At 74.2% G+C, this 21873-nt stretch carries 18 protein-coding genes; 8 read left to right on the top strand and 10 right to left on the bottom strand.

Annotated features, from left to right (window positions below; genetic code table 11):
• Positions 1-224 precede the first annotated feature (224 nt).
• The 7 genes from G6553_RS19270 to G6553_RS19240 all read right to left on the bottom strand — a co-directional run bounded on the left by G6553_RS19270 (position 225) and on the right by G6553_RS19240 (position 8714).
• Complete coding sequence (locus G6553_RS19270) at positions 225-755, bottom strand: macro domain-containing protein (protein ID WP_166196517.1); 531 nt, start codon at positions 753-755, stop codon at positions 225-227.
• Between the two features lie 16 nt (positions 756-771).
• Positions 772-1776: a DNA topoisomerase IB gene (locus tag G6553_RS19265; RefSeq protein WP_166196515.1), complete on the bottom strand. Its 1005-nt coding sequence runs from the start codon at positions 1774-1776 to the stop codon at positions 772-774.
• A gap of 41 nt (positions 1777-1817) precedes the next feature.
• Positions 1818-2825 (bottom strand): WD40 repeat domain-containing protein, encoded by a 1008-nt coding sequence (locus G6553_RS19260; RefSeq protein WP_166196513.1) that lies wholly within the window; start codon positions 2823-2825, stop codon positions 1818-1820.
• Between the two features lie 13 nt (positions 2826-2838).
• Entirely contained in the window at positions 2839-4044 is a 1206-nt protein-coding gene (locus G6553_RS19255; RefSeq protein WP_347565809.1) for an SAM-dependent methyltransferase, read from the bottom strand.
• Positions 4045-4126: 82 nt separating this feature from the next.
• Entirely contained in the window at positions 4127-6958 is a 2832-nt protein-coding gene (locus tag G6553_RS19250; RefSeq protein WP_166196511.1) for an FAD-binding and (Fe-S)-binding domain-containing protein, read from the bottom strand.
• Positions 6955-7452, bottom strand: a complete 498-nt coding sequence (locus tag G6553_RS19245) for a DUF1648 domain-containing protein (RefSeq protein ID WP_166196509.1) — start codon at positions 7450-7452, stop codon at positions 6955-6957. The genes G6553_RS19250 and G6553_RS19245 overlap by 4 nt, the downstream gene beginning before the upstream one ends.
• Complete coding sequence (locus tag G6553_RS19240) at positions 7449-8714, bottom strand: hydroxyacid-oxoacid transhydrogenase (RefSeq protein WP_166196507.1); 1266 nt, start codon at positions 8712-8714, stop codon at positions 7449-7451. The genes G6553_RS19245 and G6553_RS19240 overlap by 4 nt, the downstream gene beginning before the upstream one ends.
• Positions 8715-8798: 84 nt before the next feature.
• Here G6553_RS19240 and G6553_RS19235 point away from each other — a divergent pair, with 84 nt between their 5' ends.
• From G6553_RS19235 to G6553_RS19200, 8 genes are all read left to right on the top strand, one after another.
• Entirely contained in the window at positions 8799-9974 is a 1176-nt protein-coding gene (locus G6553_RS19235) for a cellulase family glycosylhydrolase (protein WP_166196505.1), read from the top strand.
• A gap of 188 nt (positions 9975-10162) precedes the next feature.
• Positions 10163-10444: a hypothetical protein gene (locus G6553_RS19230; RefSeq protein ID WP_166196503.1), complete on the top strand. Its 282-nt coding sequence runs from the start codon at positions 10163-10165 to the stop codon at positions 10442-10444.
• On the top strand, positions 10441-12609 hold the full coding sequence (locus G6553_RS19225; RefSeq protein WP_166196501.1) for a glycosyltransferase: 2169 nt from the start codon (positions 10441-10443) through the stop codon (positions 12607-12609). The genes G6553_RS19230 and G6553_RS19225 overlap by 4 nt, the downstream gene beginning before the upstream one ends.
• The gene (locus G6553_RS19220) at positions 12606-14291 is read left to right on the top strand and encodes a hypothetical protein (RefSeq protein ID WP_166196499.1); all 1686 of its coding nucleotides are present in this window, start codon (positions 12606-12608) and stop codon (positions 14289-14291) included. The genes G6553_RS19225 and G6553_RS19220 overlap by 4 nt, the downstream gene beginning before the upstream one ends.
• Entirely contained in the window at positions 14288-15004 is a 717-nt protein-coding gene (locus G6553_RS20785) for a hypothetical protein (protein WP_207620028.1), read from the top strand. Before G6553_RS19220 ends, G6553_RS20785 begins: the two co-directional genes overlap by 4 nt.
• The gene (locus G6553_RS19210) at positions 15001-16164 is read left to right on the top strand and encodes a hypothetical protein (protein WP_166196497.1); all 1164 of its coding nucleotides are present in this window, start codon (positions 15001-15003) and stop codon (positions 16162-16164) included. The genes G6553_RS20785 and G6553_RS19210 overlap by 4 nt, the downstream gene beginning before the upstream one ends.
• A complete protein-coding gene (locus G6553_RS19205; RefSeq protein ID WP_166196495.1) occupies positions 16161-17612 on the top strand; it encodes a substrate-binding domain-containing protein in 1452 nt (483 codons plus the stop codon). Before G6553_RS19210 ends, G6553_RS19205 begins: the two co-directional genes overlap by 4 nt.
• Entirely contained in the window at positions 17609-18634 is a 1026-nt protein-coding gene (locus tag G6553_RS19200; protein WP_166196493.1) for a hypothetical protein, read from the top strand. The genes G6553_RS19205 and G6553_RS19200 overlap by 4 nt, the downstream gene beginning before the upstream one ends.
• Positions 18635-18792: 158 nt before the next feature.
• Here the strand turns inward: G6553_RS19200 and G6553_RS22315 are convergent, their stop codons facing one another.
• The 3 genes from G6553_RS22315 to G6553_RS19185 all read right to left on the bottom strand — a co-directional run.
• Complete coding sequence (locus G6553_RS22315) at positions 18793-19686, bottom strand: NUDIX domain-containing protein (protein ID WP_166196491.1); 894 nt, start codon at positions 19684-19686, stop codon at positions 18793-18795.
• Positions 19687-19701: 15 nt separating this feature from the next.
• Positions 19702-20940, bottom strand: a complete 1239-nt coding sequence (locus G6553_RS19190; protein WP_166196489.1) for a geranylgeranyl reductase family protein — start codon at positions 20938-20940, stop codon at positions 19702-19704.
• A gap of 59 nt (positions 20941-20999) precedes the next feature.
• Positions 21000-21873 (bottom strand): DUF1731 domain-containing protein (locus tag G6553_RS19185; RefSeq protein ID WP_207620027.1); only part of this gene is annotated, 874 nt, incomplete at its 5' end.

The raw sequence follows: 21873 nt of genomic DNA, 5'->3' as shown, positions 1-21873 counted from the left end.
CCACCCGAGCAGTAGCCACCCCGCCCCACACCCCGCCGAAGCACCTGGTCGGCGGGGCACAGGCACGCGTCAGCTGGATCGGTGACCGTCCCCACCGCCCTGCACCACTCAGGGGGTTTCGACACGCTCAGGCCGCCAGACGGCCTTCACTGCTCAACCAGCGGGGGGCCTGCGCCACTCGGCAAGTTCTCGACACGCCCAGGCCGCCAGACGGCCTTCGCTGCTCAACCAGCTGAGGACCCAGCGGGCGGGGTCTCCACCCTGGATCGGACCAGCTCGTAGGCGGGGCGACCGAAGGCGACGAAGCGCGCCTCCTCGACGCCGGTACGCGCGGCGTCGGCGGAGCGGAAGACCTCGAAGGCGGCGTCGACGGACTCCTCGCGCGACCAGCCGTAGACGCCGGCGGAGACGAGGGGGAAGGCGACCGAACGGGCGCCGAGCTCGTCGGCGACCTCGAGGGCGCGGCGGTAGCAGGAGGTCAGCAGCGAGCGGTCGGTCTCACCGGCGTGGCGGTTAGGGCCGACGACGTGGATGACCCAGCGGGCCGCCATCCGGCCGGCGGTGGTCCACCCGGCGTCCCCGGTGGCGAGCCCGTCGGGGAAGCGCCGGCGGCAGTCCTCGAGGACCTCCGGCCCGCCGGCGGCGTGGATGGCGCCGTCGACGCCGCTGCCGCCCCGCATCCCCCGGTTCGCGGCGTTGACGACCGCGTCGACGTCCTGGCCGGTGATGTCGCCCTCGACGACGGTGATCCGCATGGGCACGAGTCTGCCGTCAGTCTCCTCGGATCAGGTCCAGCGTGGCGCGCTCGAGGGCGGCCTGCCGCTCGTCGGGGCTGTCGTACTCCCGCGACGTGGTCTCCCGGATGGTCCGACCTCCCTCGTAGGCCTCGACGACGCGCGGGTCGACGTACGACGACCGCGCCAGCGTGGGGGTGTTGCCGAGGAACGACGAGACCTCCTTCATCGCGCCGGAGACCGCCCGCTTCCGCGACGCCTTGCTCTCGCCGTGCTCGGCGGTCTCCGCCAGCGCGGCGGCTGCGAGCACGGTGGCGTGCCAGGTGCGGAAGTCCTTGGCGGTGGCCTCGAGGCCGGTCGAGGACCGGACGTACTCGTTGACCAGAGCGGGCAGCACGTCGCGCCAGGACCGCCCCTCCTTGTACGACAGCAGCCGTCCCGGTCCGCCGCGACGGCGCCGCATCGCCTCGATCGTCTCGATGACGATCGCGTCGTCGATCTCGATGCGGTGCTGCACGCCGGACTTGCCGACGAACGCGAACACCAGCCGGTCCTGCTGGCGCCGCACGTGCCGCCGCTCCAGCGTGGTGAGCCCGAAGCTCCCGTTGGTGTCGGCGTACACGTCGTTGCCGATCCGGAAGTAGCCCAGGTCCAGCAGCCGCACGGCCGCCGCGCACGCCCGCTCCAGCGGCATCCCCTCCCGGCCGAGGTCGGCGACGACGAGCTCGCGGGCACGGGTGAGCGCAGCGCCGAACTCCTCCATCCGCGCGAACTTCTCCGCGTCCCGCCGCTCGCGCCACGCCTGGTGGTAGAGGTATTGCCGCCGGCCGGCGTCGTCGGTGCCGACGGCCTGCAGGTGGCCGTTGTCGTACGGCGTGATCCAGACGTCCTTCCACGCCGGCGGGATCACCAGGTCGCGGATCCGGCCGACCGCCTCCTCGGGCAGCCGCTGGCCGTGCTGGTCGAGGTAGACCCAGCCCTTGCCCGCACGACGACGCGTCCAGCCGGGCTGGTCCGGCGACGTACGACGCAGGCGGGGCATGCCGCAGCGGTGTCCGCGGCGCGGCAGCCCCAAACCGGGGTCTAGCGCGGCCGCAGGGACCGCAGCAGCGCGAGCAGCACGCCGAGCGCGAGGAACCCGCCGAGGAACCACGGCCACTCCGGCCGCTCCGCCTCGTCGACCGCGGTGAGGTCGACGCCGAGCCCGTCGCCGGCGTCGGGGTTGGTCGACGGGTCGGGCGCGGGCGCGTCCGGCGCCATCGCCGCCCGCAGGTCGGCGGGCAGGTCGATCCGCAGCACCGGAGCCTCGACGCCCTCGCTGCTGACGAACACCCGGTCACGGCGGTCGACCGCGATCCCCTCCCCCTGCTGCTGCTCGGGCAGGCGCACCTCGCCGACGACGGCCAGGTCCGGCCAGGTGTAGACGACCGCGCGGGAGTAGTCGCGCAGCACGAGGTGCCGGCCGTCGGGGAAGAACGCCCCGTCGGTCGCGACCGGCAGCGCCGCGCCCACGGGCGTGAGCTCGTTCGGCCCGTCGGGGTCCAGCCGCTCCGGCGCCACCAGCACCTCGGCGCCGAAGATCGTCTTGCTCACCACGACCAGCCGCCCCGTCCCCGGCTCGACCAGGAGCGACTCCGCGTCCTGCGGGCCGTCGGGATGCACCAACGTGTACGTCGCCACGCCGGCGTCGCCGGTGACGTCCCGGTCCCCACGCCCGACCGGCACGCGGGCGACCGCGACCGAGTCCCGGGCGCGGGGGTTGTCGCCGATGTCGCCGACCCACACCGAGCCGTCGCCGGCCGGCGCCACCGCCTCGACGTCGACCGGTTCCTCGGCCCACGTGGTGACGCCCACGGTGTCCCCGGTGGCGGGGTCGACCGCGAACACCCGGCCGGTGTCCCCGGAGTCGTTGACGGTCACGAACAGGCCGTCCACGACGGCCAGCCCGCTGGACTCGACGATCTCGCGGTCGGTGAACCGGAAGACGACCTGCCCGTCGGCGCCGGCCGGGGCGGCCGCGGCGGCGAGGAGGAACGGCACGGCCGTCGCCGCGAGCAGCGCCCGCTCGAGCAGCAGGCCCCGCCCCAGCATCAGGCCGGACCCATCAGACCAGACCGAGCAGCTCGGCGAGCTTCGGGCGGATGCCCCAGGTGGTGACCAGCTCGTCGTACTCCTTGCGCACGCCGCCGCCCTTGACCGGCGAGCCGGTGCGGGTGGCGCGGAGCATGGTGTTGCGCGGGGTGTGCTGGGACTCCACGAACTGCACGACGTCGACCTTGTAGCCCTGCATCCGCATGAGCGCGGCGCGCAGGCCGTCGGTGAGGGTGTCGGCGAGCCGCTCGCGCAGGATGCCGTGCCGGGTGAGCAGCGCGTAGGGCGCCGGGGTCGGCGAGCGGCGCAGCTGGGCCGCGATGTCGTGGTGGCAGCAGGGGGCGGCGAGCACGAGCTGCGCGCCCCACTCGACGGCGCGGGCGAGCGCCTCGTCGGTCGCGGTGTCGCAGGCGTGCAGGGCGAGCACCACCTCGGGGACGGGGTCGAGCTGCGCCCCGGCGATCGAGCCGACGACGAACTCCGCGTGCACGCCGAGCTCGGCCGCGACCGCGCTGTTGTGCTCGCGCGACTGCTCCTTGACGTCGACGCCGGTGACGACGACGGGCAGGCCGCGCACCTCGGCGAGGTAGCGCTGGGCGGTGAAGGTCAGGTAGGCGTTGCCGCAGCCGAGGTCGGCGATCCGCAGCGGCTCCTCGGCGGTCGGCCGGCGCAGGTGGCCCTTGTCCATCGCGTCGGTGACCGAGGAGTCGAGCAGGCGGAGGAACTCCTCGACCTGGCGCAGCTTCGCGTGCCGGCTGGGCTTCAGCCGGCCCTGGGCGTCGGCCAGCCCGAGGGCCTTGAAGACCGGGTCGTCCTCGGGCAGCAGCCGCTGCTTGTCCCGGTCGTGGCCGCGGTCGGGCTCGACGGCCTCCTCGCGGGCGGAGGTGTGCACCACGGCCTCGAGCTTCTTGGTGACGCGCACCTGGTGGGACTCGGTGGTCGTCTCGACGTGCCAGCTCGCGAACGGCTCGTCGAGCAGCTCGTCGACCGCGTCGCGGGCCGCGTCGCCGGAGTGGTTCGCGGTGTGGGCCTGCGTGGCGTCGTACGTCACGACCTGGAGGTGGCGCCCGGCCTTGATGTCGACGTAGCGCATCTCGACGCGGCGCCAGCGCGGCTGCTGGCCCTTCTGCCTGCCCGATGCGACGGCCTTGACGAGCGTGTCCGGGTCGAGCAGGTGGCCCCGCATCCGGGCGAGCACGCGCAGGAGCGGCTCGCTCACCGGTTCACCACCGCCGAGACGACGACGATGACGAGGAGGACGGCCAGCGCGACCGGGATGACGAGTCTGCGGTGGCGCGGGTTCACCCCTCGAGCCTACTGGCGAGCAGTTCGGCCAGGTGCAGCGCGGGCACGCCGGCGAGGTCGTCGAGCTGGATCTTGCACGACATGCCGTCGGCCAGCACGACGGCGTCGGGGTTGGTCCGCACCGCCGGCAGCAGGTGGGTCTCGGCGACCGCGACGGACACCTCGTAGTGCCCCTTCTCGACGCCGAAGTTGCCGGCCAGGCCGCAGCAGCCCGGGACGCGGGTGACGGTCGCGCCGGCCTTCTCCAGCAGCCGCTGGTCGGCGCCCCAGCCGAGCACGGCGGACTGGTGGCAGTGCGGCTGGGCGACGACCGCGACGCCGCTGAGGTCGGGCAGCGTGACGTCGAGCCGCTCCAGCAGCTCGGCGAAGGTCAGCACGCCGCCGGCCACGACCGCGGCCCGCGGGTCCTCGGTGAGCTCCGCGAGGTCGCTGCGCAACGAGGCCAGGCACGAGGGCTCGACGCCGAGCACCGGCACGCCGCTCTCGACGTACGGCGCCAGCGTGGCCGCCGTGCGCGCAGCGATGGTCCGCGCCTTGTCCAGCTGGCCGGTGGTGATCCAGGTCAGCCCGCAGCACGCGGACTCCGGGATCACGCGCACCCGCAGCCCGGCCGACTCCAGGAACCGGATCGCCGCCAGCCCGCTGCCCGGCTGGAAGTGGTCGGTGAAGGAGTCCGCCCACAGCCACACGTCCGGCGCCGAGGCCTCCGGGCCCGCCTTCCCCGCCGCCTTCCCCGCCGCCTTCCGCAGGGTCTGCGCCGGGAACGTCGGGATGGACCGCCGCCGGTCGATGCCGGCGCTCGCCTTCGCCACCCGCGCGAGCGCCTTCGAGCGCATCATCCGGTTCACCGCCGGCGCGACCGGCGCGGCGAGCGCGGCCCACCGCGGCAGCCGGCCGAGCGTGTAGTGGGTCAGCGGGCGGCGCTTGCCGGCGTAGGTCTGGTGCAGCGTCTCGGACTTGTAGGTCGCCATGTCGACACCGGTCGGGCAGTCCGAGGCGCAGCCCTTGCACGACAGGCACAGGTCGAGCGCCTGGTGGACGGCCGGGTCGGCGAGGCCCCCGACGAGCGACCCGTCGAGCGCCTCCTGGAGCACCCGCGAGCGACCGCGGGTGGAGTCCTTCTCGTTGCGCGTCGCGAGGTACGACGGGCACATCACGCCCTGGCCGGGCAGCGACGGCACGACGCACTTGCCGACGCCGGTGCACCGGTGGACGGCGTTGCCCATCGAGCCCTCGTCGTGGAGGAACCGCAGGGCGGTGCGCACCTGCGCGCGGGGCTGCTCGGGGCGGAGGTCGGCGTCGAGCGGGTCGGGGTCGACCAGCACGCCGGGGTTGAGGATCCCGTCGGGGTCGCAGATCGCCTTGACCGCGCCGAAGAGCCGCAGCGACTCCGCGTCGTACATCAGCGGCAGCAGCTCCGAGCGGGCCCGCCCGTCGCCGTGCTCGCCGGACAGCGAGCCGCCGTAGTGGGCGAGGCGCGTCGCGCTCGCCACGAGGAACTCGCGGAAGCGGGAGTCCCCGCCCCCGCCCGGGGTGAACGGGAAGTCGATGCGCACGTGCACGCACCCGTCGCCGAAGTGGCCGTACGGCACGCCGTCGAGCCCGTGCTCGCGCAGCAGCTCGTCGAAGTCGCGCAGCCACGCGCCGAGGTGCTGGGGCGGTACGGCGGCGTCCTCCCAGCCCGCGTGCGCCGGGCGCGACAGCGAGCGGGCGGCCAGGCCGGCGCCGTCCTCGCGGATCCGCCACAGCGCGGCCGCCTCGGCCGCGGAGTCGACCACCCGGGACTCCAGGGCGCCTGCGACCGCGACGACGGGCGCGAGCAGCGCCGGGTCGCTCACCTCGACGAAGAGCCAGCCGGCGCCGCGCGGCAGGTCGGGCACCCCGCCACCGCGGGCGCGGACCAGGTCGACGATGCGGGCGTCGAGGCCCTCGCAGGCGACCAGCCCGCCACGCTCGACCCCGACCGAGGCGTCGACCGGGCGGCCGGCGGCGGCGAGGATCGCCGGCACCGCCTCGGCCGCGTCGACCATCGACGGGTAGCCCAGGACGACCAGCTGCCGCGGCGTCTCCGCCACGAGCCGCACGGTCGCCTCGCGGACCACCGCGAGCGTGCCCTCGGAGCCGGCGAGGAACCGGTCGACCGAGCGCCGCTCGGGCAGCAGGTGCTCCAGCGAGTAGCCGCTGACCTGCCGGGAGAACCGGCCGAACGTCGTGCGCACGTGCCCGAGGTTCGCCTCGGCCAGCTCCGCGAGCCGAGCGGGTACGTCGCCGGCGGCCGTGCCCCAGACCGGGTCGATCGCGACCACGTTGTCGGAGGTGCGGCCGTAGCCGAGCGCCCGCGAGCCGCAGGCGTTGTTGCCGATCATCCCGCCGATCGTGCAGCGGGTGTGGGTCGACGGGTCCGGCCCGAACCGCAGCCCGTGCGGGGCGGCGGCCTTCTGCAGCACCTGGTGCACGACGCCCGGCTGCACCCGCGCCGTGCGGGCCTCCGGATCGATCTCGAGCACCCGGTTCAGGTGCTTGACGGTGTCGACGACCAGCCCGCGGCCGACCGCGTTGCCGGCGATCGAGGTGCCGGCGCCGCGCATGGTCAGCGGCACGCCGACCGTGCGGGCCACGTCGACGACCGCGGTCAGCTCGTCGGCGTCGCGCGGGCGGACCACCGCCTGCGGCACGACGCGGTAGAGGGAGGCGTCGGCGGAGTAGAGCGCGCGGGTCAGCGTCGAGTCGTCGGCGTCGGTCACCCCCCGCCGGCGCAGCTCGGCGAGCAGGTCCGCGCTCGTCGCTCCCCCGGTCCCAGGGCTGGCGTGGGGCTCGGTGACGGTCATGCGTCGTCCCTCCGGTAGCGGGTGCTCAGCGACCAGACGGTCCAGCCGAGCACGACGACGAGGTAGCAGGCGAGCCCGACGAAGAAGACCGGCCCCAGTGCCGGGTCCTCGGAGCGGGCGGCGAGCGTGGTCGCGACGACCACGACGGCCAGGAACAGCATGGTGGCTGCGGCCAGCGCGTAGAGGTCGGTGCGCATCATTGCGCGCATCCGGGACTCGCGCTCCGGCGTGGCGGTCCACCACTCCTTGTGCGGGACGTTGAGGTACGCCAGCGGCATCCGGTCGGCCAGCGCGGCCGTGCCGCCGAGGACCACCGCGAGCAGGCCGCCGACAGCCGTCATCGTCAGCAGCGCCTCGGTGCGGCTCCCCCAGCGGTCGGGGTCACCGGACCCGCCGAAGTGGAGCGGCACGTCGGCGGGCAGGGCGAAGGCGGAGCCGACCAGGACGAGCGCGAAGCAGACGAGCGTGGCGAGGTAGGCGCGGCGCGCGGTCACCAGTGCTCCATCGAGCCGCGGAAGACCGCGGCGAGGTCCTCGCCGGTCACCTCGCGGGGCGCGGTCGCGAGCAGCCGCTGCTGCTTGAGGGCGCCGTCGACGAGCGGCTCGACGTCGGCGTCGCCGTACCCCACCTCGGCCAGGCCGTTGGGGATGCCGATGTCGCGCATCAGCCGGGTGAGCACCCCGGGCAGGACGTCCGGGCCGGCGCCGAGGTCGGCGTCGGGCTCGAGCAGCCGTGCGGCGCGCAGGTGCCGCTCGGGGTCGGCCTCGAAGGTGAACCGGAACGCCTCGGGCGCCGTGAGCGAGACCGCCATCCCGTGCGGGACGATCGGCTCGTCGGCCGGGTAGCCCTCGGGGCGGTAGTCGCGCACGCGCCCGGCGATCGGGTAGGCGTTCGCGTGCGGCACGTGGACGCCGGCGTTGCCGAAGCCGAGCCCGGCGAACGTCGCGGCCAGGGCCATCTGCTCGCGGGCGGCGCTGTCGGAGCCGTCGCGGACGGCCGTGCGGAAGGCGCCCGCCAGCAGCGTCAGCGAGCGCTCCGACCACATGTCCGCGACGGGGTTGGCGCCGCAGTAGGGCACCCGTTCCTCGGGCCGCTTGGCATCGAAGTCGGCGTACCACCGTGCGGTGTAGCTCTCCAGGGCGTGGCAGAGGATGTCCATGCCGGACGCGGCGGTGACCATCGCCGGCTGGGTCAGCGTGAGCTGCGGGTCGACCACCGCGAGCCGCGGCCGCAGCGCGGGGTGGCTGATGCCGGTCTTGACGTGCAGCGCGAGCACGTCGAGGACGCAGATCGTCGTGCTCTCCGAGCCGGTGCCGGTCGTGGTGGGCACCGCCACCAGCGGCAGCAGCGGCCGGCTCGGCGCCTGCGCCTTGCCGACCGGCGCGTTGACGTAGTCCATGAGCTCACCGGGGTTGGTGGTGAGCAGGTTGACCGCCTTGGCGGTGTCGATCGTCGAGCCGCCGCCGACCGCCACGATCGCGTCGAAGGGCCCGGCGTCGCGCGCGAAGTCGATCGCCTCCACCAGCGAGGCGTCGGTCGGCTCCACGCGGGCCCCGTCGTACGTCGTCACCTCGAGGCCACGGGCGGCGAGCTGGTCGGCGATCCGGGCCGGATGACCGGTCGCCGCGACGCCCGCGTCGGTCACGACGAGCACCCGCCGGGCGCCGTACCCCTGGAGGTCGTGGCCGATCTCGTCGGAGGCGCCGGGGCCGAACTTCAGCGCCGGGGCGGCGTAGGTGAACACGGTCTCGGACACCGGACCAATCTAGCCGCGCGGATCGGCGAAACGCTCCGGTGCCCTCCCAGCGGACCTACGATGGCGCCCGGGAGAGGGGGCCCCGTGGTTCGTCCTGCGCGTCGCGCACTGCGCTGGCTGGTGCCGGCCGTCGTCCTGCTGCTCGTCGGTGCCGCCGCCGTCGCGGTGGCCCTGCGCGGCGACCCGGACGCCGACCCCGCCTCCGGCGCGGCCCACGTCCGCGTGGACGGCAACCGCCTCGTCGACGCGCGCTCGGACCGCACCTTCGTGCCGCAGGGCGTGAACTGGAGCAGCTTCGAGTACGCCTGCGCCCAGGGCTGGGGCTACTCCGCGCTCGACTCGATGCTCGGCGAGGACCCCTACACCGCCGAGGCGACCGCGATCGCCCGCTGGGGCGCCAACACCGTGCGGCTGCCGCTGAACCAGGACTGCTGGCTCGGCACCCGCGGCGCCCCGGTCAGCGACGAGCACGAGGAGCGGACGCCGCAGGGCTACCGCGCCGAGGTGCGCCGGTTCGTCGACGCGCTGAACCGTGCCGGGCTCGTCGTCGTGCTCGACCTGCACAGCCGCAAGCGGATGACGGCGCCGGAGTTCGGCAACCTCGCGATGCCCGACCCGGAGTCGCTGGCGTTCTGGACGTCGGTCGCGACGGCGTACCGCGACGTCCCGACGGTGATGTTCGACGCCTTCAACGAGCCCTACAGCCGCTACGACAGCGCCGACCGGCTCGTCTTCGACCTCTCCTGGCCGTGCTGGCGCGACGGCGGCTGCGGCGCGCCCGTGGAGGACGACCGCACGGCGACCGACGGGCGGGTGACCTACCCCGTCCAGGGCATGGCCCGCGTCGTGTCGACCATCCGCGCGGCCGGGGCCGACCAGCCGGTGCTGCTCGGCGGGCTCGACTACGCCAACGACCTCGGGCACTGGCTGGAGTTCGCGCCGGACGACGACCAGCTGGTCGCCTCCTTCCACGCCTACGACTTCAAGGCCTGCAGCGACCGCTCCTGCTGGGACGCGGTGCTGGCGCCGCTCGCCGACAGCGTGCCGGTGCTCACCGGCGAGCTCGGCGCGGAGGAACCGCTCGACGGCTTCGTCGAGGACTACCTCGCCTGGGCCGGCGACCACGGGATCGGCTCGCTGTTCTGGGTGTGGGCCGAGCACACCGGCGACCCGATGTCCCTGCTCGCCGAGGCCCCCGCGGTGCCCACCGAGTGGGGCCGGCTCGCAGCCACGCTGATGGGTGGCACCGCCGGATCTTGAGGGAATCCGGAGGAACCGGGCCGATCGGTCCAGTCCGGTGCGAGGCAAACGCAAGACCTCCTCAAAGAAGGCTCTCACCAGCCACTTTCCCGTCCCGGACAGTTCGCCTCACCCCTAGGGTCGAGGCGACAGCCCGGGACGGCGACCGCGTGCGGCGCTGCCGGGGCACCTCTGGGGGGAGATGTGACATGTCGGTTCGAACGCCTGCGTCCGGGCGCTCCAGCAAGTCCGTCGGCGCGGCCGGCGTCGGGCTGCTCGTGACTCTCGTGATCTTCGTGGGCGTGTTCGTGACGTTCCTCGTCGCGCCGCTCGTCGCGCTGCTGGTCGCCTACCTCGGCTACACGGTGATGAAGCCGCGTGCCGCACGTCCCGGACCCGCGCCCGCCGCCGGCTCCGGTGACCCGGACCAGCCGGACCACGCGGACCGCGCCGACGTGCCGGCGCACGGCTTCGGGGCGGGCACCCGATGACCACGACCGTCGAGGGCTCCCGCACCGTCGGTCGCGCCGCCGCCCGGACCACGACGCGGCTGGTGCACGGCACCGACGCCGCCGTCGCGGCGCTGCTGCCCGAGGGCCTGGCCCGCACCTTCCGCGTCCTGCCGTACGCCGTCGCCGACGGCGCCGTGCTCGTCGCCGCCGCCGACCCGGCCGACCCGATCGTCGAGCGGGTCGTGTCCGAGCACCTCGCGCAGCCGGCCGACCGCCCGGTGGTCCTGGTCAAGCACACCGCCAACGAGGTCGTGGCGGCCATCGACGCGGTGCACCCGCCGGTCGAGGGCCGGGTGGAGACGCCCGAGGAGCGCCGCACGCGCATCCAGCTGGCGACGATGCTCACCGGCAGCGGCCTGGTGCAGCCCGAGGCGCTGCAGCGCGCGCTGGTCGAGCACTCGCGCACGGGCGACCCGCTCGGCGACATCCTGGTCGCCCACGAGTCGATCCCCGAGGACGTGCTCGTCGCGGCGCTGTCGGAGATCCACCAGATGCAGCGGGTCGGCCTGGCCGACTTCGAGCCGGACCTCGTGCTGGCCCGCCGCCTGCCCGAGCCGCTCGCCCAGGGGGTCCAGGCGGTCCCGGTCGCCGAGGCCGACGGGGTCGTGCTGCTCGCGGTCGCCCGGCCGCTCGAGCCCGCCGCCGTGACCGAGGTCGAGGAGGCCCTGGGCTCCCCGAGCCGCCAGCTGCTGGCCAACCGCACCGACCTCGACCAGCTGCTCCAGCGCGTCCACTCCGCGCACTACGCGCACGTCGCGACCACCGGCCTGATGGAGTCCCACCCGGACTCCTCGGCCCACGTCGTCGTCACCGGCACGCAGAAGGCCGTGCTGGTCATGGCGCTCGTCGCGACCGTCGTGTGCCTGGTCATCTGGCCGATGGGCACGCTCATCGGCCTGGTCGGCCTGTGCAGCGCGATCTACCTGGTCGTGTCGGTCTACAAGTTCCGGCTCACCCTGCGCGCGCTCGGCACCCACCTCGAGACCGACGTGACCGACCGCGAGATCGCCTCGCTCGACGAGCGCGACCTGCCGACGTACACGATCCTCGTCCCGCTCTACAAGGAGGCCGGCATCGTGCCGCGCCTCGTGCGCGACATCAACGCGCTGGACTACCCGCGCACCCGGCTCGACGTGAAGCTGCTGTGCGAGGAGGACGACACCGAGACGATCGACAAGATCCGCTCGCTGGGGCTGCCGCCGCACTTCCACCTCGTCGTCGTGCCCGACAGCCAGCCCAAGACCAAGCCGAAGGCGTGCAACTACGGCCTGCAGCTCTCGACCGGCGCCTACACCGTCATCTTCGACGCCGAGGACCGCCCCGACCCCGACCAGCTGAAGAAGGCGCTCATCGCCTTCGACCGCGTCGGCCCCGAGGTCGTGTGCATCCAGGCCAAGCTCAACCACTTCAACCAGGACCAGAACCTGCTGACCGCGTGGTTCGCCAACGAGTACTCCATGCACTTCGAGCTGGTCCTGCCCGCGATGGGCGCCACCGAGGCGCCGATCCCGCTCGGCGGCACCTCCAACCACTTCCGCACCTCGGTGCTGCGCGAGCTCGGCGCGTGGGACCCCTTCAACGTCACCGAGGACGCCGACCTCGGCATCCGGCTGCACCGCGAGGGCTACCGCACCGCGATGATCGACTCCACGACGCTGGAGGAGGCCAACTCCGTCCTGCCGAACTGGATCCGTCAGCGCAGCCGCTGGAACAAGGGCTACTACCAGACCTGGCTGGTCCACATGCGCAACCCGGCCTCGCTGCTCGCGCAGACCGGCGTCAAGGGCTTCGCGAGCTTCAACCTGACCATGGGCAGCGCGTTCGTGCTGCTGATGAACCCGATCTTCTGGGCGCTCACCACGCTCTACGTCTTCACCCAGTGGGGCTTCATCCAGCAGCTCTTCCCCGGGATCGTCTTCTACGCCGCCAGCGCGATGCTCTTCATCGGCAACTTCGTCTTCGTCTACCTCAACGTCGCCGGCTCGCTCCAGCGCGGGGAGTTCGGCATCACCCGAACCGCGCTGCTCTCGCCGCTGTACTGGGGACTGATGAGCTGGGCGGCCTGGAAGGGCTTCATCCAGCTGTTCACCAACCCGTTCTACTGGGAGAAGACCGAGCACGGCCTGGACGAGGGGCACGCGTGAGCGCCCCCGCCGGCCTGCCGCCCAGCCCGCCCGTGGTGCTCAGCAACCGCGAGCGGCTCGCCGGGGTCGTCCAGGCGGTCGGCCGCCGGCCCGCCGACGTACCCCGTCGTCCGTGGGAGAGCCTGCTCGTCCTCGGGATCTCGACGCTCGTCTACGCGTGGTTCGGCTACTGGCTCGTCGTCGAGATGCACGTCGTCGGCTTCGAGACCCTCGACCGGCTCAACCGCGCGCTGATGGTCTGGCACAACGACCCGACCAAGCTCTCCGCGCTCGGCTTCGACTACCCGCCGCTGGCGACGCTGCTGCTGACGCCGCTGACGATCTTCACCGGCCCGGCCCGCGCGCTGGTCGTGGTGCCGCTGGCCTCGGCGCTCTTCGCCGGGCTGACGATGATGACGCTCAACACGATGCTGCGCCGCGCGCAGGTGCTGGCGCCGCTGCGCGTGGCCGTGCTCGTCGCGCTTGGCTGCAACCCGCTCGTCGTGCTGTACGCCGCCGGCGGCGCGCGCCACTTCATCTGGATCTCGTTCGTGGTCGTCGCGCTCGGGGCGCTGTTCGCCTGGTACGTCACCGCCGACATCCGCTTCGTGATGATCGCCGGCCTCGCGTACTCCGTCGCGGCGCTGGCCGGCTACTCCAGCCTGCTGTGGTTCGTCCTGTCGCTGCTGATGATCGCCGCGGTGCTCGCCCGCCTCGGCGCGGACGGGACCGAGGTCGAGGGCACCACCGTCGGCTTCGCCGCGCCCACCGTCTACGTCATCGCGCTGTGGACGGCGTTCAACGGTTTGCTCCTGCTCGACCCGTTCAGCTGGATCACCGAGAGCAGCGACGCCTCCACCTCCGGCGGCCTGCCGTCCTTCAGCCTCGTCGAGCTCGCCACCGCGACCGGGAAGCTGGTGCTCCACGGAGCACCGGTCGCGATCCTCGTGCTGCCGGCGCTGGTCTTCGCCGGCGTCGCCCGCCGCAACACCTTCGCGCTGTGGCTCGCGATCATGCTCGGCGCCGCCGTGCTCACGCCGGCGCTGGCGGTCGCGCTGCGGCTGACCGACTCCCCGCTGCTCATGCGCAACGCGCTGCCGATCCTGCTGCTGTCGGTCATCGGCGCGATCTGGCTGGCCCGCTCGGCCGGCGACGGGAGCACGCTGGTCAGCGCGGTCCTCGTGGTGGGGCTGCTGGTCAGCATCCCGTGGACCTTCCACGCCATGAAGACCTACGAGCACCAGAACCTCGAGTCCGCCTTCACCGCCGCCGTCTCCACCCGCGAGTCCCAGGAGGGCACGCGGACCCTGGACGGCTCGACGGTCGGGATCATGTCCGAGGAGGCGATGGCCGACTGGATCCGCGACAACGTGAGCCGGCGCAGCTCGGTCCTCACCGACAACGCCCAGACGTACGCCGTCATGCTGCTGACCGGCCGCCCCGACCTGTTCTTCGACCGGATCGACGAGTCCGACGGCCCGTGGCTCGAGGCCGCGAAGGACCCGGCGGAGCACGTCGACTTCCTGCTGCTCTCGACCGACACCGACAACGACCTGCTCAGCCAGCTCTACCCCGACGCCGCCGACGGCTCGGACGCGCTGCTGACCGTCGCCTACTCGACGCCGCGCTACACCCTCGTCACCGTCCCGGCCGGCTACTCCCGCGCCGCCGGCGACGCGGGGACGGAGGAGGTGGCTCCGTGACCACGACCGACCTGCCCATCGCCCCGCCGCCGTCGCTCGACGCGATCCTCTCCGCCCGCCCCACCGGCGGCATCGGCAGCAGCCGGATCGGCGCCGTCGACTTCAGCCACCGGCTCGCGCCGGAGCCGGAGCCCGAGCCGATCCCGGAGCCGACTCCGGAGCCGGAGCCGACTCCGGAGCCGGAGCCGGAGCCGGAGCCGGAGCCGGAGCCGGAACCTGCGCCGCAGGCAGCGGTCGAGCCGGAGCCGACTCCCGAGCCCGAGCCCGTGCCCGAGGCGGAGGAGCCGCCGACGCTCGTCCACGCGCCGGTGGAACCAGCGGCCGCGGACCCGGTCGAGGACGGACGCCACCTGGCCGCGACCGTGGCCCAGGTCGCGGCCGAGGCCCTGGCCCGGATCCGCGCGACCGAGGAGGCCAGCCGCCTCCACGTCGCATCCATCGAGTCCGAGGCGGCCCGGCGCTGCGAGCTGCTCATGGCGCAGGCCGAGCTCGACGCCGAGCTGATCCGCCTCCACGCCCGCCGGGAGGCGCACGCGATCCTCGCCGCCGCCCGCTCCCGCGCCGGCCAGCCTTCCGACGACACCGCGCAGGCGCAGGCCCTGGCCGAGGTGAGCGACGCCCTCGGGCGGTTCGCGCAGCTCGCCGCCGACCCCTACGCCGCGTCGTACCCCACCCCGCAGCAGCCCGACATCCACCCCGGCGGTCCCCGATGAGCACTCGCAACACCCGACGCAGGTCCGCGGCCCTCGCGGCCGCGGCCACCGCCGCCGCCCTCCTCCTGGCCGGCTGCGGCAGCGGCGACGACGAGGGGTCCGGTCGCACGCCCGACGCCGCGGACGTGACCATCGACCCGCGCAGCTCCGACGGGAGCCTGGAGCCGGGCGAGCGCGTCTACTTCGCCGCCGACTCGCCGTGGAACACCCGCGTCGACGGCGCCAAGGTCGACCCGCGCTCGAAGGAGCTGATGGGCCTCGCCACGCTGCGCGTCGGGGTCCGCGAGACCGGCGACCGCGTCGTCACCCAGCCGCGGCGGATCGAGGACCCGGTCTACATCAACACCGAGGCGTGGACGACGCCGGTCGTCGCCGGTGGCGAGCCGACGAACGTCGTGTGCCGGCAGGCCCAGTGCGGCGACGGCGACGACACCGTCGTGCTCGACATCCCCACCGACGTCGACCCCGACCCGAGGTACGACGGCTGGTTCACGATCTTCGACACGGCCGAGAACACGGCGTACGACCTGTGGCGCGCGCGCCGCGAGGACGACGGCTCGATCTCCTACCACTTCATGCGCAAGTGGGACCTCGACGGACCCGGCTACAGCCCACCGCAGGTCGTGGGCGCGCGCGGCTCGGGCCTGCCGCTCTTCGCGGGGTTGATCCGGCCCGGCGAGCTCCAGGCCGGCGAGATCAACCACGCCCTGGCGATCAGCGTGCCCGGTCCGGCGGAGGGCTCCTTCGTGCAGCCGGCGTCCTCCACCGACGGCAACGGCTCGCCCGACTCGCTGCCCGAGGGGGCGCGGATCCGGCTGCGGGCGGACGTCGTGCCGGCCCCGCCGGTCGACCCGGAGACCGGCAAGCCGATCGAGATGACCGCGCAGCAGCAGCGGCTGGCCGACGCGATCGTCGTCGCGCTGCGCACCTACGGCGCGATCGTCGTCGACCGGGCGCGGGTGCCCACCCTCTACGCCCAGCGCGACGTCACGGCCGAGCTGATCCGCGGCAACGAGCTGCAGGGGTTGTTCCTCGATGACTTCGAGGTCGTCGAGCTGCCGTCGCGGCGCTACCAGTACCCGCCGGAGCGCGACGCCGACCCGAGCGGCCTCCTCCCCTCGTCCGCCGCCGCCACCGAGAGCGGGGAGCGCCGACGATGACCACCACCTCACGAACCGGACGCACCCCCGCCGCGCTGCCCGCCGTGCTCCTCGCCGGCCTGCTGCTGGCCGGCTGCTCCGACGACGGCGGCGAGCGGGCCAGCACGACCGTGGCGCGCCAGCAAGCCGCCCAGGTCGAGGCCGAGACCAACGAGCAGGAGGCCGTCGAGCGGCGGTACGCCGCCCTGCCGGGCCGCCCCGCCGGCGTCGTCGACCTCGACGGCGCGCCCGGCGGCTCGCTCACCCCCGACGCGCGGGACGCCTTCATCGACTCGGGCACCTCGGTGACCGTCCAGGTCGGCGACAACGGCGAGGACGTCGCCTTCCAGGAGCTCTGCGCCGGCGAGATCGACCTGGTCGACTCCGCCCGGCCGATCAGCCGTGCGGAGTGGGACGCCTGTCGCAGCGTGGGCCTCGACGTCGTGCAGTTCCAGATCGCCGCGGACGCGGTGGTCGTCGCGATCAAGTCCGAGACCGACGTCGGCGGCGACTGCCTGACCACCGAGCAGGTGCGCGACGTCTACCGCGCCGGCTCGCCGGTCACGAGCTGGGAGCAGGTCGGCCTCGACGACGTGCCGCTGGTCGTCGGCGGGCCCGACCCGGACAACAACGCGTTCAGCTTCTTCGGCCGCAACGTCCTCGACGCCCCGCAGCCCGGGCTCACGAACCTCCGCTCGGACTACCAGGCCTTCGAGTCCGACCAGGGCTCGCGGTTCTTCGTCGTCGGCGACGCCAAGGACGAGCGGCTCGCCCGCGAGCACGCCGACCGCGCCCGGGCTCGCGACGAGGCGCGCAGCGCGCTGATCACCCAGCAGCAGGTGCTCGACGACGCCCAGGCCGAGGTCAGTGCCGCCTGGCAGGAGCAGGCCAAGGGCGTCGCCGACCGGCGCAGCCCCGCCGACCAGGAGCGCGACCGCCAGCGGGTCCGCGACGCCATCGCCGCGCGCGACGCCGCCCGCGCCGAGCTCGCCGTCATCCGTGAGAAGTGGCTGCGCGTGCGCGACCGCTTCGTGGTCTCCCGCGACGCGCGCAAGCGTGACGAGCAGGTCCGCGGCCACGTGGCGTACTTCCGGTTCAGCTACTACGAGCTGTTCGAGGACCAGCTGCGTCCCTTCGAGGTCACCACGCCCGAGGGCGAGCGCAACTGCATCTTCCCCAGCCAGCGCACCATCACCAGCGGGGAGTACCCGCTCGCGCGCCAGCTGCTGATCACCACCACCACCCGGTCGCTGGAGCGGCGTGAGGTCCGGGCGTTCCTCGAGAGCTACCTCGCCGACGCCGACCGGCTCGCTGAGGACACCCAGCTGGTGCCGCTGCCCGAGGCCGCCGTCCGCACGCAGCTGGCCTGGCTCGAGGGCGACGTCCAGCCGGTGCTCGTGAGCCCCGACGACGAGCCGGTGCTCGAGCGGACCGCCGAGCCCGAGCCGGTGGAGAAGCCGGCCCGATGAGCCGGATGCGTGCCCTCGCGGCCGCCGTCCTCGCGACGGCGGTCGTGGTGTGCGGTCTCGGCGCGCCGACGTCGTACGCCGCCAGGAAGAAGGACGCCGAGGACCTCCGCGTCCAGCGGGTCACCGTCTCCTGGAACGGCAGCGCGAAGAAGAAGGTCTTCACCAGGACCGCCGTCGTGCCCGGCATCGGCACGCTCACGCTGGTCTGCAAGCCCGACAACACCATCATTCGCCTCCACGCCTTCGACCGGACGGCCGAGACGCAGATGTGGATGTCGAAGTACGAGACCAAGAACGACCGCGCCGTCGTCGCCGTCAAGACCGCGCGGGTCTACCGGTACGCCACCGCCGCCGACAACGGCCGCGGCGGCACCGGCAAGTTCGCCAGCGAGGGGCTCAACCAGCGCGGCCGGATCGAGAACCACTCCTCGGGGCACATCCACGGCGTCATCAGCCAGCGCCCGGGACGGCACAGGTCCGCCGCCACCGCCGCGCGCAAGCCGGTCACGTCGTTCGACCTCAGCTGGTGGTGGACCGGTTTCGAGCACCCGATGGCCTGGCGCTCCTGCCGCATCGACGCCACCCTGCGCACCCGCCTCGACCAGCGCGTCGGCGTCAGCTGGCACGGCGTCGACGACGCCGCCCGCGGCTCCTCCCAGGTCACCACCGTCCCCGGCCTCGGCGACCTCGAGGTCCGCTGCGAGCCCGACACCCTCGGCACCGGCGCCGGGGAGGGCGACCAGACGATCGCCGTGCGCGCCGCCTCGCCGGAGGCCTGGGCGTACGTCGAGACCGTCCAGGCCGAGGGCCCGGTCGAGAACCAGGTCGACGACGTCGCCGTCGGCGTCGACCCCGAGACCGACACCCTCGGCCCCTTCTCCCTCCCCCGCAACGGGATGATGCGCCTCTTCCTCACCTCCGGCGGCGTCGAGCGCCGCTTCATCGTGTCCAGCTACTACGTCGTCAACAACGAGAAGCGCCCCGAGCTCAACCTCTGCGAAGTGGCCGTCGCGGCCTTCTGAGGCTGCCCGCCTCGCCTCGGCGCCGTCAACGATCGTTCAATTGCGCCGGAACAGCGGGCTGCAAGCGTTTCCACCCCGACATTTCGGCGCAATTGCGCGATTGTCGCCGCGCCCCGGATCCCGCAAGCCGGCGCGCGCTTCCTCAACCACCCGGGACGTCAGGCCGAGTCGAGGGCGGCGCGGACGAGCGGGTGGACGGGGACGGCGTCGGCGAGGACGTCGGCGAGCGGGACCCAGGCGACGGCGTCGGAGGTGCCGTCGGCCTCGGCCACGGGGTCGACGCCGACCGAGCCGGGGGCGAGCGTCGCGGCGTACACCAGCTGGACGCCGTGGAACTCCTCGTCGCGGCCGCTCGGTGCGGTGCCACGGATCGACTCGTCGGCGACGTGCAGCACCCGCCCGACCTCCACCTCGAGGCCGGTCTCCTCGCGCACCTCCCGCGCCGCGGCGACGGCGGGCGGCTCACCGTGCTCGACCCCGCCGCCGGGCAGGGTCCACAGGCCGGTGTGGAAGCCGCTGGCCGAGACCCGGCTCAGCAGCACCGACGCGTCCGATCCGTCGCCCTGCACCACCAGCGCGTACGCCGCCGTCCGCTGCACCCGCACCGGCTGGTGCGCCGCGAGCGCCTCGGCGACCAGCGGCGTGACCGGCACCCGGCCCGAAGCGACGTCGGCGACCGGCCACCACCGCGCGTCGGCGGTCGTCCCGTCCACCTCGAGCACCCGCGGCGCGGGCGCGTCGACCGGGACGTGGCCGTCGTACACGAGCCGGACCGAGTGCACGTCGACGCGGCGCCCGTTCCAGCGGGCGTTGGGGCGTCGGCCGGTGTGGACCCAGGCGGTCCTGCCGACCGTGACGTCGAGCCCGGTCTCCTCGCGGACCTCGCGCACGACCGCGTCGCGCGGTTCCTCGCCGTGGTCGACACCGCCGCCGGGCAGCGTCCAGACCTCCTCGCGGCTGACGCGCGCCGAGAGCCGGGTGAGCAGCACCGCGCCGTCGCGGAGCACGACGGCGTACGCGGCGAGCCGCTGGAGGCGGCGACGGTCAGGCACGGTGGCCGGCCCCGGTCAGGAGAACGGCGGCCGCGCGTCGAGCGCGATCGAGCGGCGGCCCGCCCACCGCCACACCCGCGCAGCGCGGTCGCGGTCCTCGTCGGTGACCAGGTTGCCCATCCAGCGCAGTGCGAGGGTCATCAGTGCGTCGGAGCGCATGCCGACCGGCCCCAGGGCCGGCAGCAGCCGCGGCACGGTGACGAAGCCGGCGAGCCGGCGCGCGACCGAGAACGCCTCGCCGTAGTGCTCGCGCAGCAGCGCCGGCCACACCGTCGAGAGGTCACGGTGCTCCATCATCACCTCGGCGACCATCCGGCCGGTCTCGAGTCCGTAGTCGATCCCCTCGCCGTTCAGCGGGTTCACGCAGCCGGCGGCGTCGCCGATCAGCGCCCAGTTGGCGCCGGCGACGCCCGACACGGCGCCACCCATCGGCAGCAGGGCGGAGGTCTTGGCCCGGAGCTCGCCCGTGAGCGCGAAGTCGTCGCGGCGCTGCGCGGCGTAGTGGTCCATGAGCGGCTTGATCGCGACGTTCGCGGGCCGCTTGGCGGTGGCCAACGTGCCGACCCCGAGGTTCACCTCCCCGTTGCCGAGCGGGAAGATCCAGCCGTAGCCGCTCAGCACCTCCCCCTCGGCGTCGCGCAGCTCGAGGTGGGAGGAGATCCACGGGTCGTCGCTCAGGTCGGAGGCGACGTAGGAGCGTCCGGCCACGCCGTAGACGGTCTCCCGGTGCCACTCGCGCCCCAGCATCTTGCCGAGCGGCGAGCGCACGCCGTCGGCGACGACCAGCCGGTCGCAGGCGACCTCGAACCGCTCCCCGGCACGCTCCAGCACGACCGCCGCCACCCGCGCGCCGTCACGCCGTACGTCGACGGCCCGGGCGCCGTCGATCGCCAGTGCGCCGGACTTGATCGCGGTGGTCCGCAGGTGGTCGTCGAGCTCGGTGCGCGCGACCGCGGAGCCCCAGTCCGGGAGGGTGCCCCCCGGCCAGGGCAGCAGCAGCGTCTGGCCGAAGCCGTGCGCGCGCAGCCCCTGGTTGACGGTGTGCGCGCGCAGCCAGTCCTCGAGGCCCAGGCGCGACAGCTCGCCGATCGCGCGCGGCGTCAGGCCGTCGCCGCAGGTCTTGTCCCGCGGGAACGTCGCCGCGTCGACCAGCAGCACGTCGGCACCGCCCCGCGCGGCCCAGGCCGCGGCGGCCGACCCGGCGGGGCCGGCGCCGACCACGAGGACGTCGGTGCGGGTCGGTGTCGTGCTCACGCCCCGATCCTCTCAGCCGACCGGTCGTGCCCGGAACTCCAGCCCGCCGGTCCCTCCCGTCAGCGACGTCCGACGAGGTCGGCGAGGGCTTCGTCGATGCCCGGGTGGGCGAAGACGAACCCGTCGTCCAGCAGCCGCCGCGGCACCGCCCGCCGCCCGGTCAGGGCGAGCGCCGGGTCCGTCCGCAGCACCACCGCACCGGCGCGCACCAGCAGGCGCGGTGTCGGCGGCGCGGGCGGGCGCCGCAGCGTGCGTCGCAGGGCGGCCATCAGCTCGCGGTTGGTCACCGGCTCCGGCCCGGTCGCGTGCACGACGCCGTCGAGCGTGGAGGCCGGCTCCAGCGCGCGGCGCACGACGGCGAGCCAGTCGGCCACGTGGATCCAGCTGGTCCACTGGCGGCCGTCGCCGATCCGCCCGCCGAGGCCCCACCGGGTCAGCGACACCAGCCGGTCCATCGCGGGCGTGCCCGCGTCGAGCACGATCCCGGTGCGCAGCACGACCGTCCGTCCGGCGTTCGTGCCCACCGCCGCGGCCTCCCACGCCCTCGCGACGCCGGCCATCTGCGGCGGGCCGTCCGCGGGCGGAGCACCCTCCTCCAGCACCGCGTCCCCGGCGTCGCCGTAGATCGCCAGCGTGCTCGCCTGCACGACCACCGGCACCGGCGCGTCCAGCCGGCACGTCGCCTGCCGCAGGGCCGCCGTCGGCTCCACCCGCGAGCTGGTCAGCAGCTCGGTGCCCTCCCGCGTCGGCCGCCGGTCGACGATCGCGCCGGCGAGGTTCACCACCGCCGCACCCTCGAGCTCGGCCGCCCACGGGCCGACGCTCACGCCGTCCCACGCCACCTGCCGGTGCGGGCCCGGCCGGGGCGACCGCGTCAGCACCACCACCTCGTGGCCGCGCTCCGCCAGGTCCGCCCCCAGCGCCCGCCCCAGC

Origin of the sequence: Nocardioides sp. IC4_145 (assembly GCF_011250565.1) — a bacterium.
Classification (GTDB): domain Bacteria; phylum Actinomycetota; class Actinomycetes; order Propionibacteriales; family Nocardioidaceae; genus Nocardioides.
The sequence above is the reverse complement of the archived record's forward strand: the minus strand, read 5'-3'. Positions and strand labels throughout refer to the sequence as shown.

Excerpts from the sequence above, each read along its gene's own strand:
- G6553_RS19270 (WP_166196517.1), bottom strand. The coding sequence starts at position 755 with ATGCGGATCACCGTCGTCGAGGGCGACATCACCGGCCAGGACGTCGAC.
- G6553_RS19265 (WP_166196515.1), bottom strand. The coding sequence starts at position 1,776 with ATGCCCCGCCTGCGTCGTACGTCGCCGGACCAGCCCGGCTGGACGCGT.
- G6553_RS19260 (WP_166196513.1), bottom strand. The coding sequence starts at position 2,825 with ATGCTGGGGCGGGGCCTGCTGCTCGAGCGGGCGCTGCTCGCGGCGACG.
- G6553_RS19250 (WP_166196511.1), bottom strand. The coding sequence starts at position 6,958 with ATGACCGTCACCGAGCCCCACGCCAGCCCTGGGACCGGGGGAGCGACG.
- G6553_RS19230 (WP_166196503.1), top strand. The coding sequence starts at position 10,163 with ATGTCGGTTCGAACGCCTGCGTCCGGGCGCTCCAGCAAGTCCGTCGGC.
- G6553_RS19225 (WP_166196501.1), top strand. The coding sequence starts at position 10,441 with ATGACCACGACCGTCGAGGGCTCCCGCACCGTCGGTCGCGCCGCCGCC.
- G6553_RS19210 (WP_166196497.1), top strand. The coding sequence starts at position 15,001 with ATGAGCACTCGCAACACCCGACGCAGGTCCGCGGCCCTCGCGGCCGCG.
- G6553_RS19205 (WP_166196495.1), top strand. The coding sequence starts at position 16,161 with ATGACCACCACCTCACGAACCGGACGCACCCCCGCCGCGCTGCCCGCC.
- G6553_RS19200 (WP_166196493.1), top strand. The coding sequence starts at position 17,609 with ATGAGCCGGATGCGTGCCCTCGCGGCCGCCGTCCTCGCGACGGCGGTC.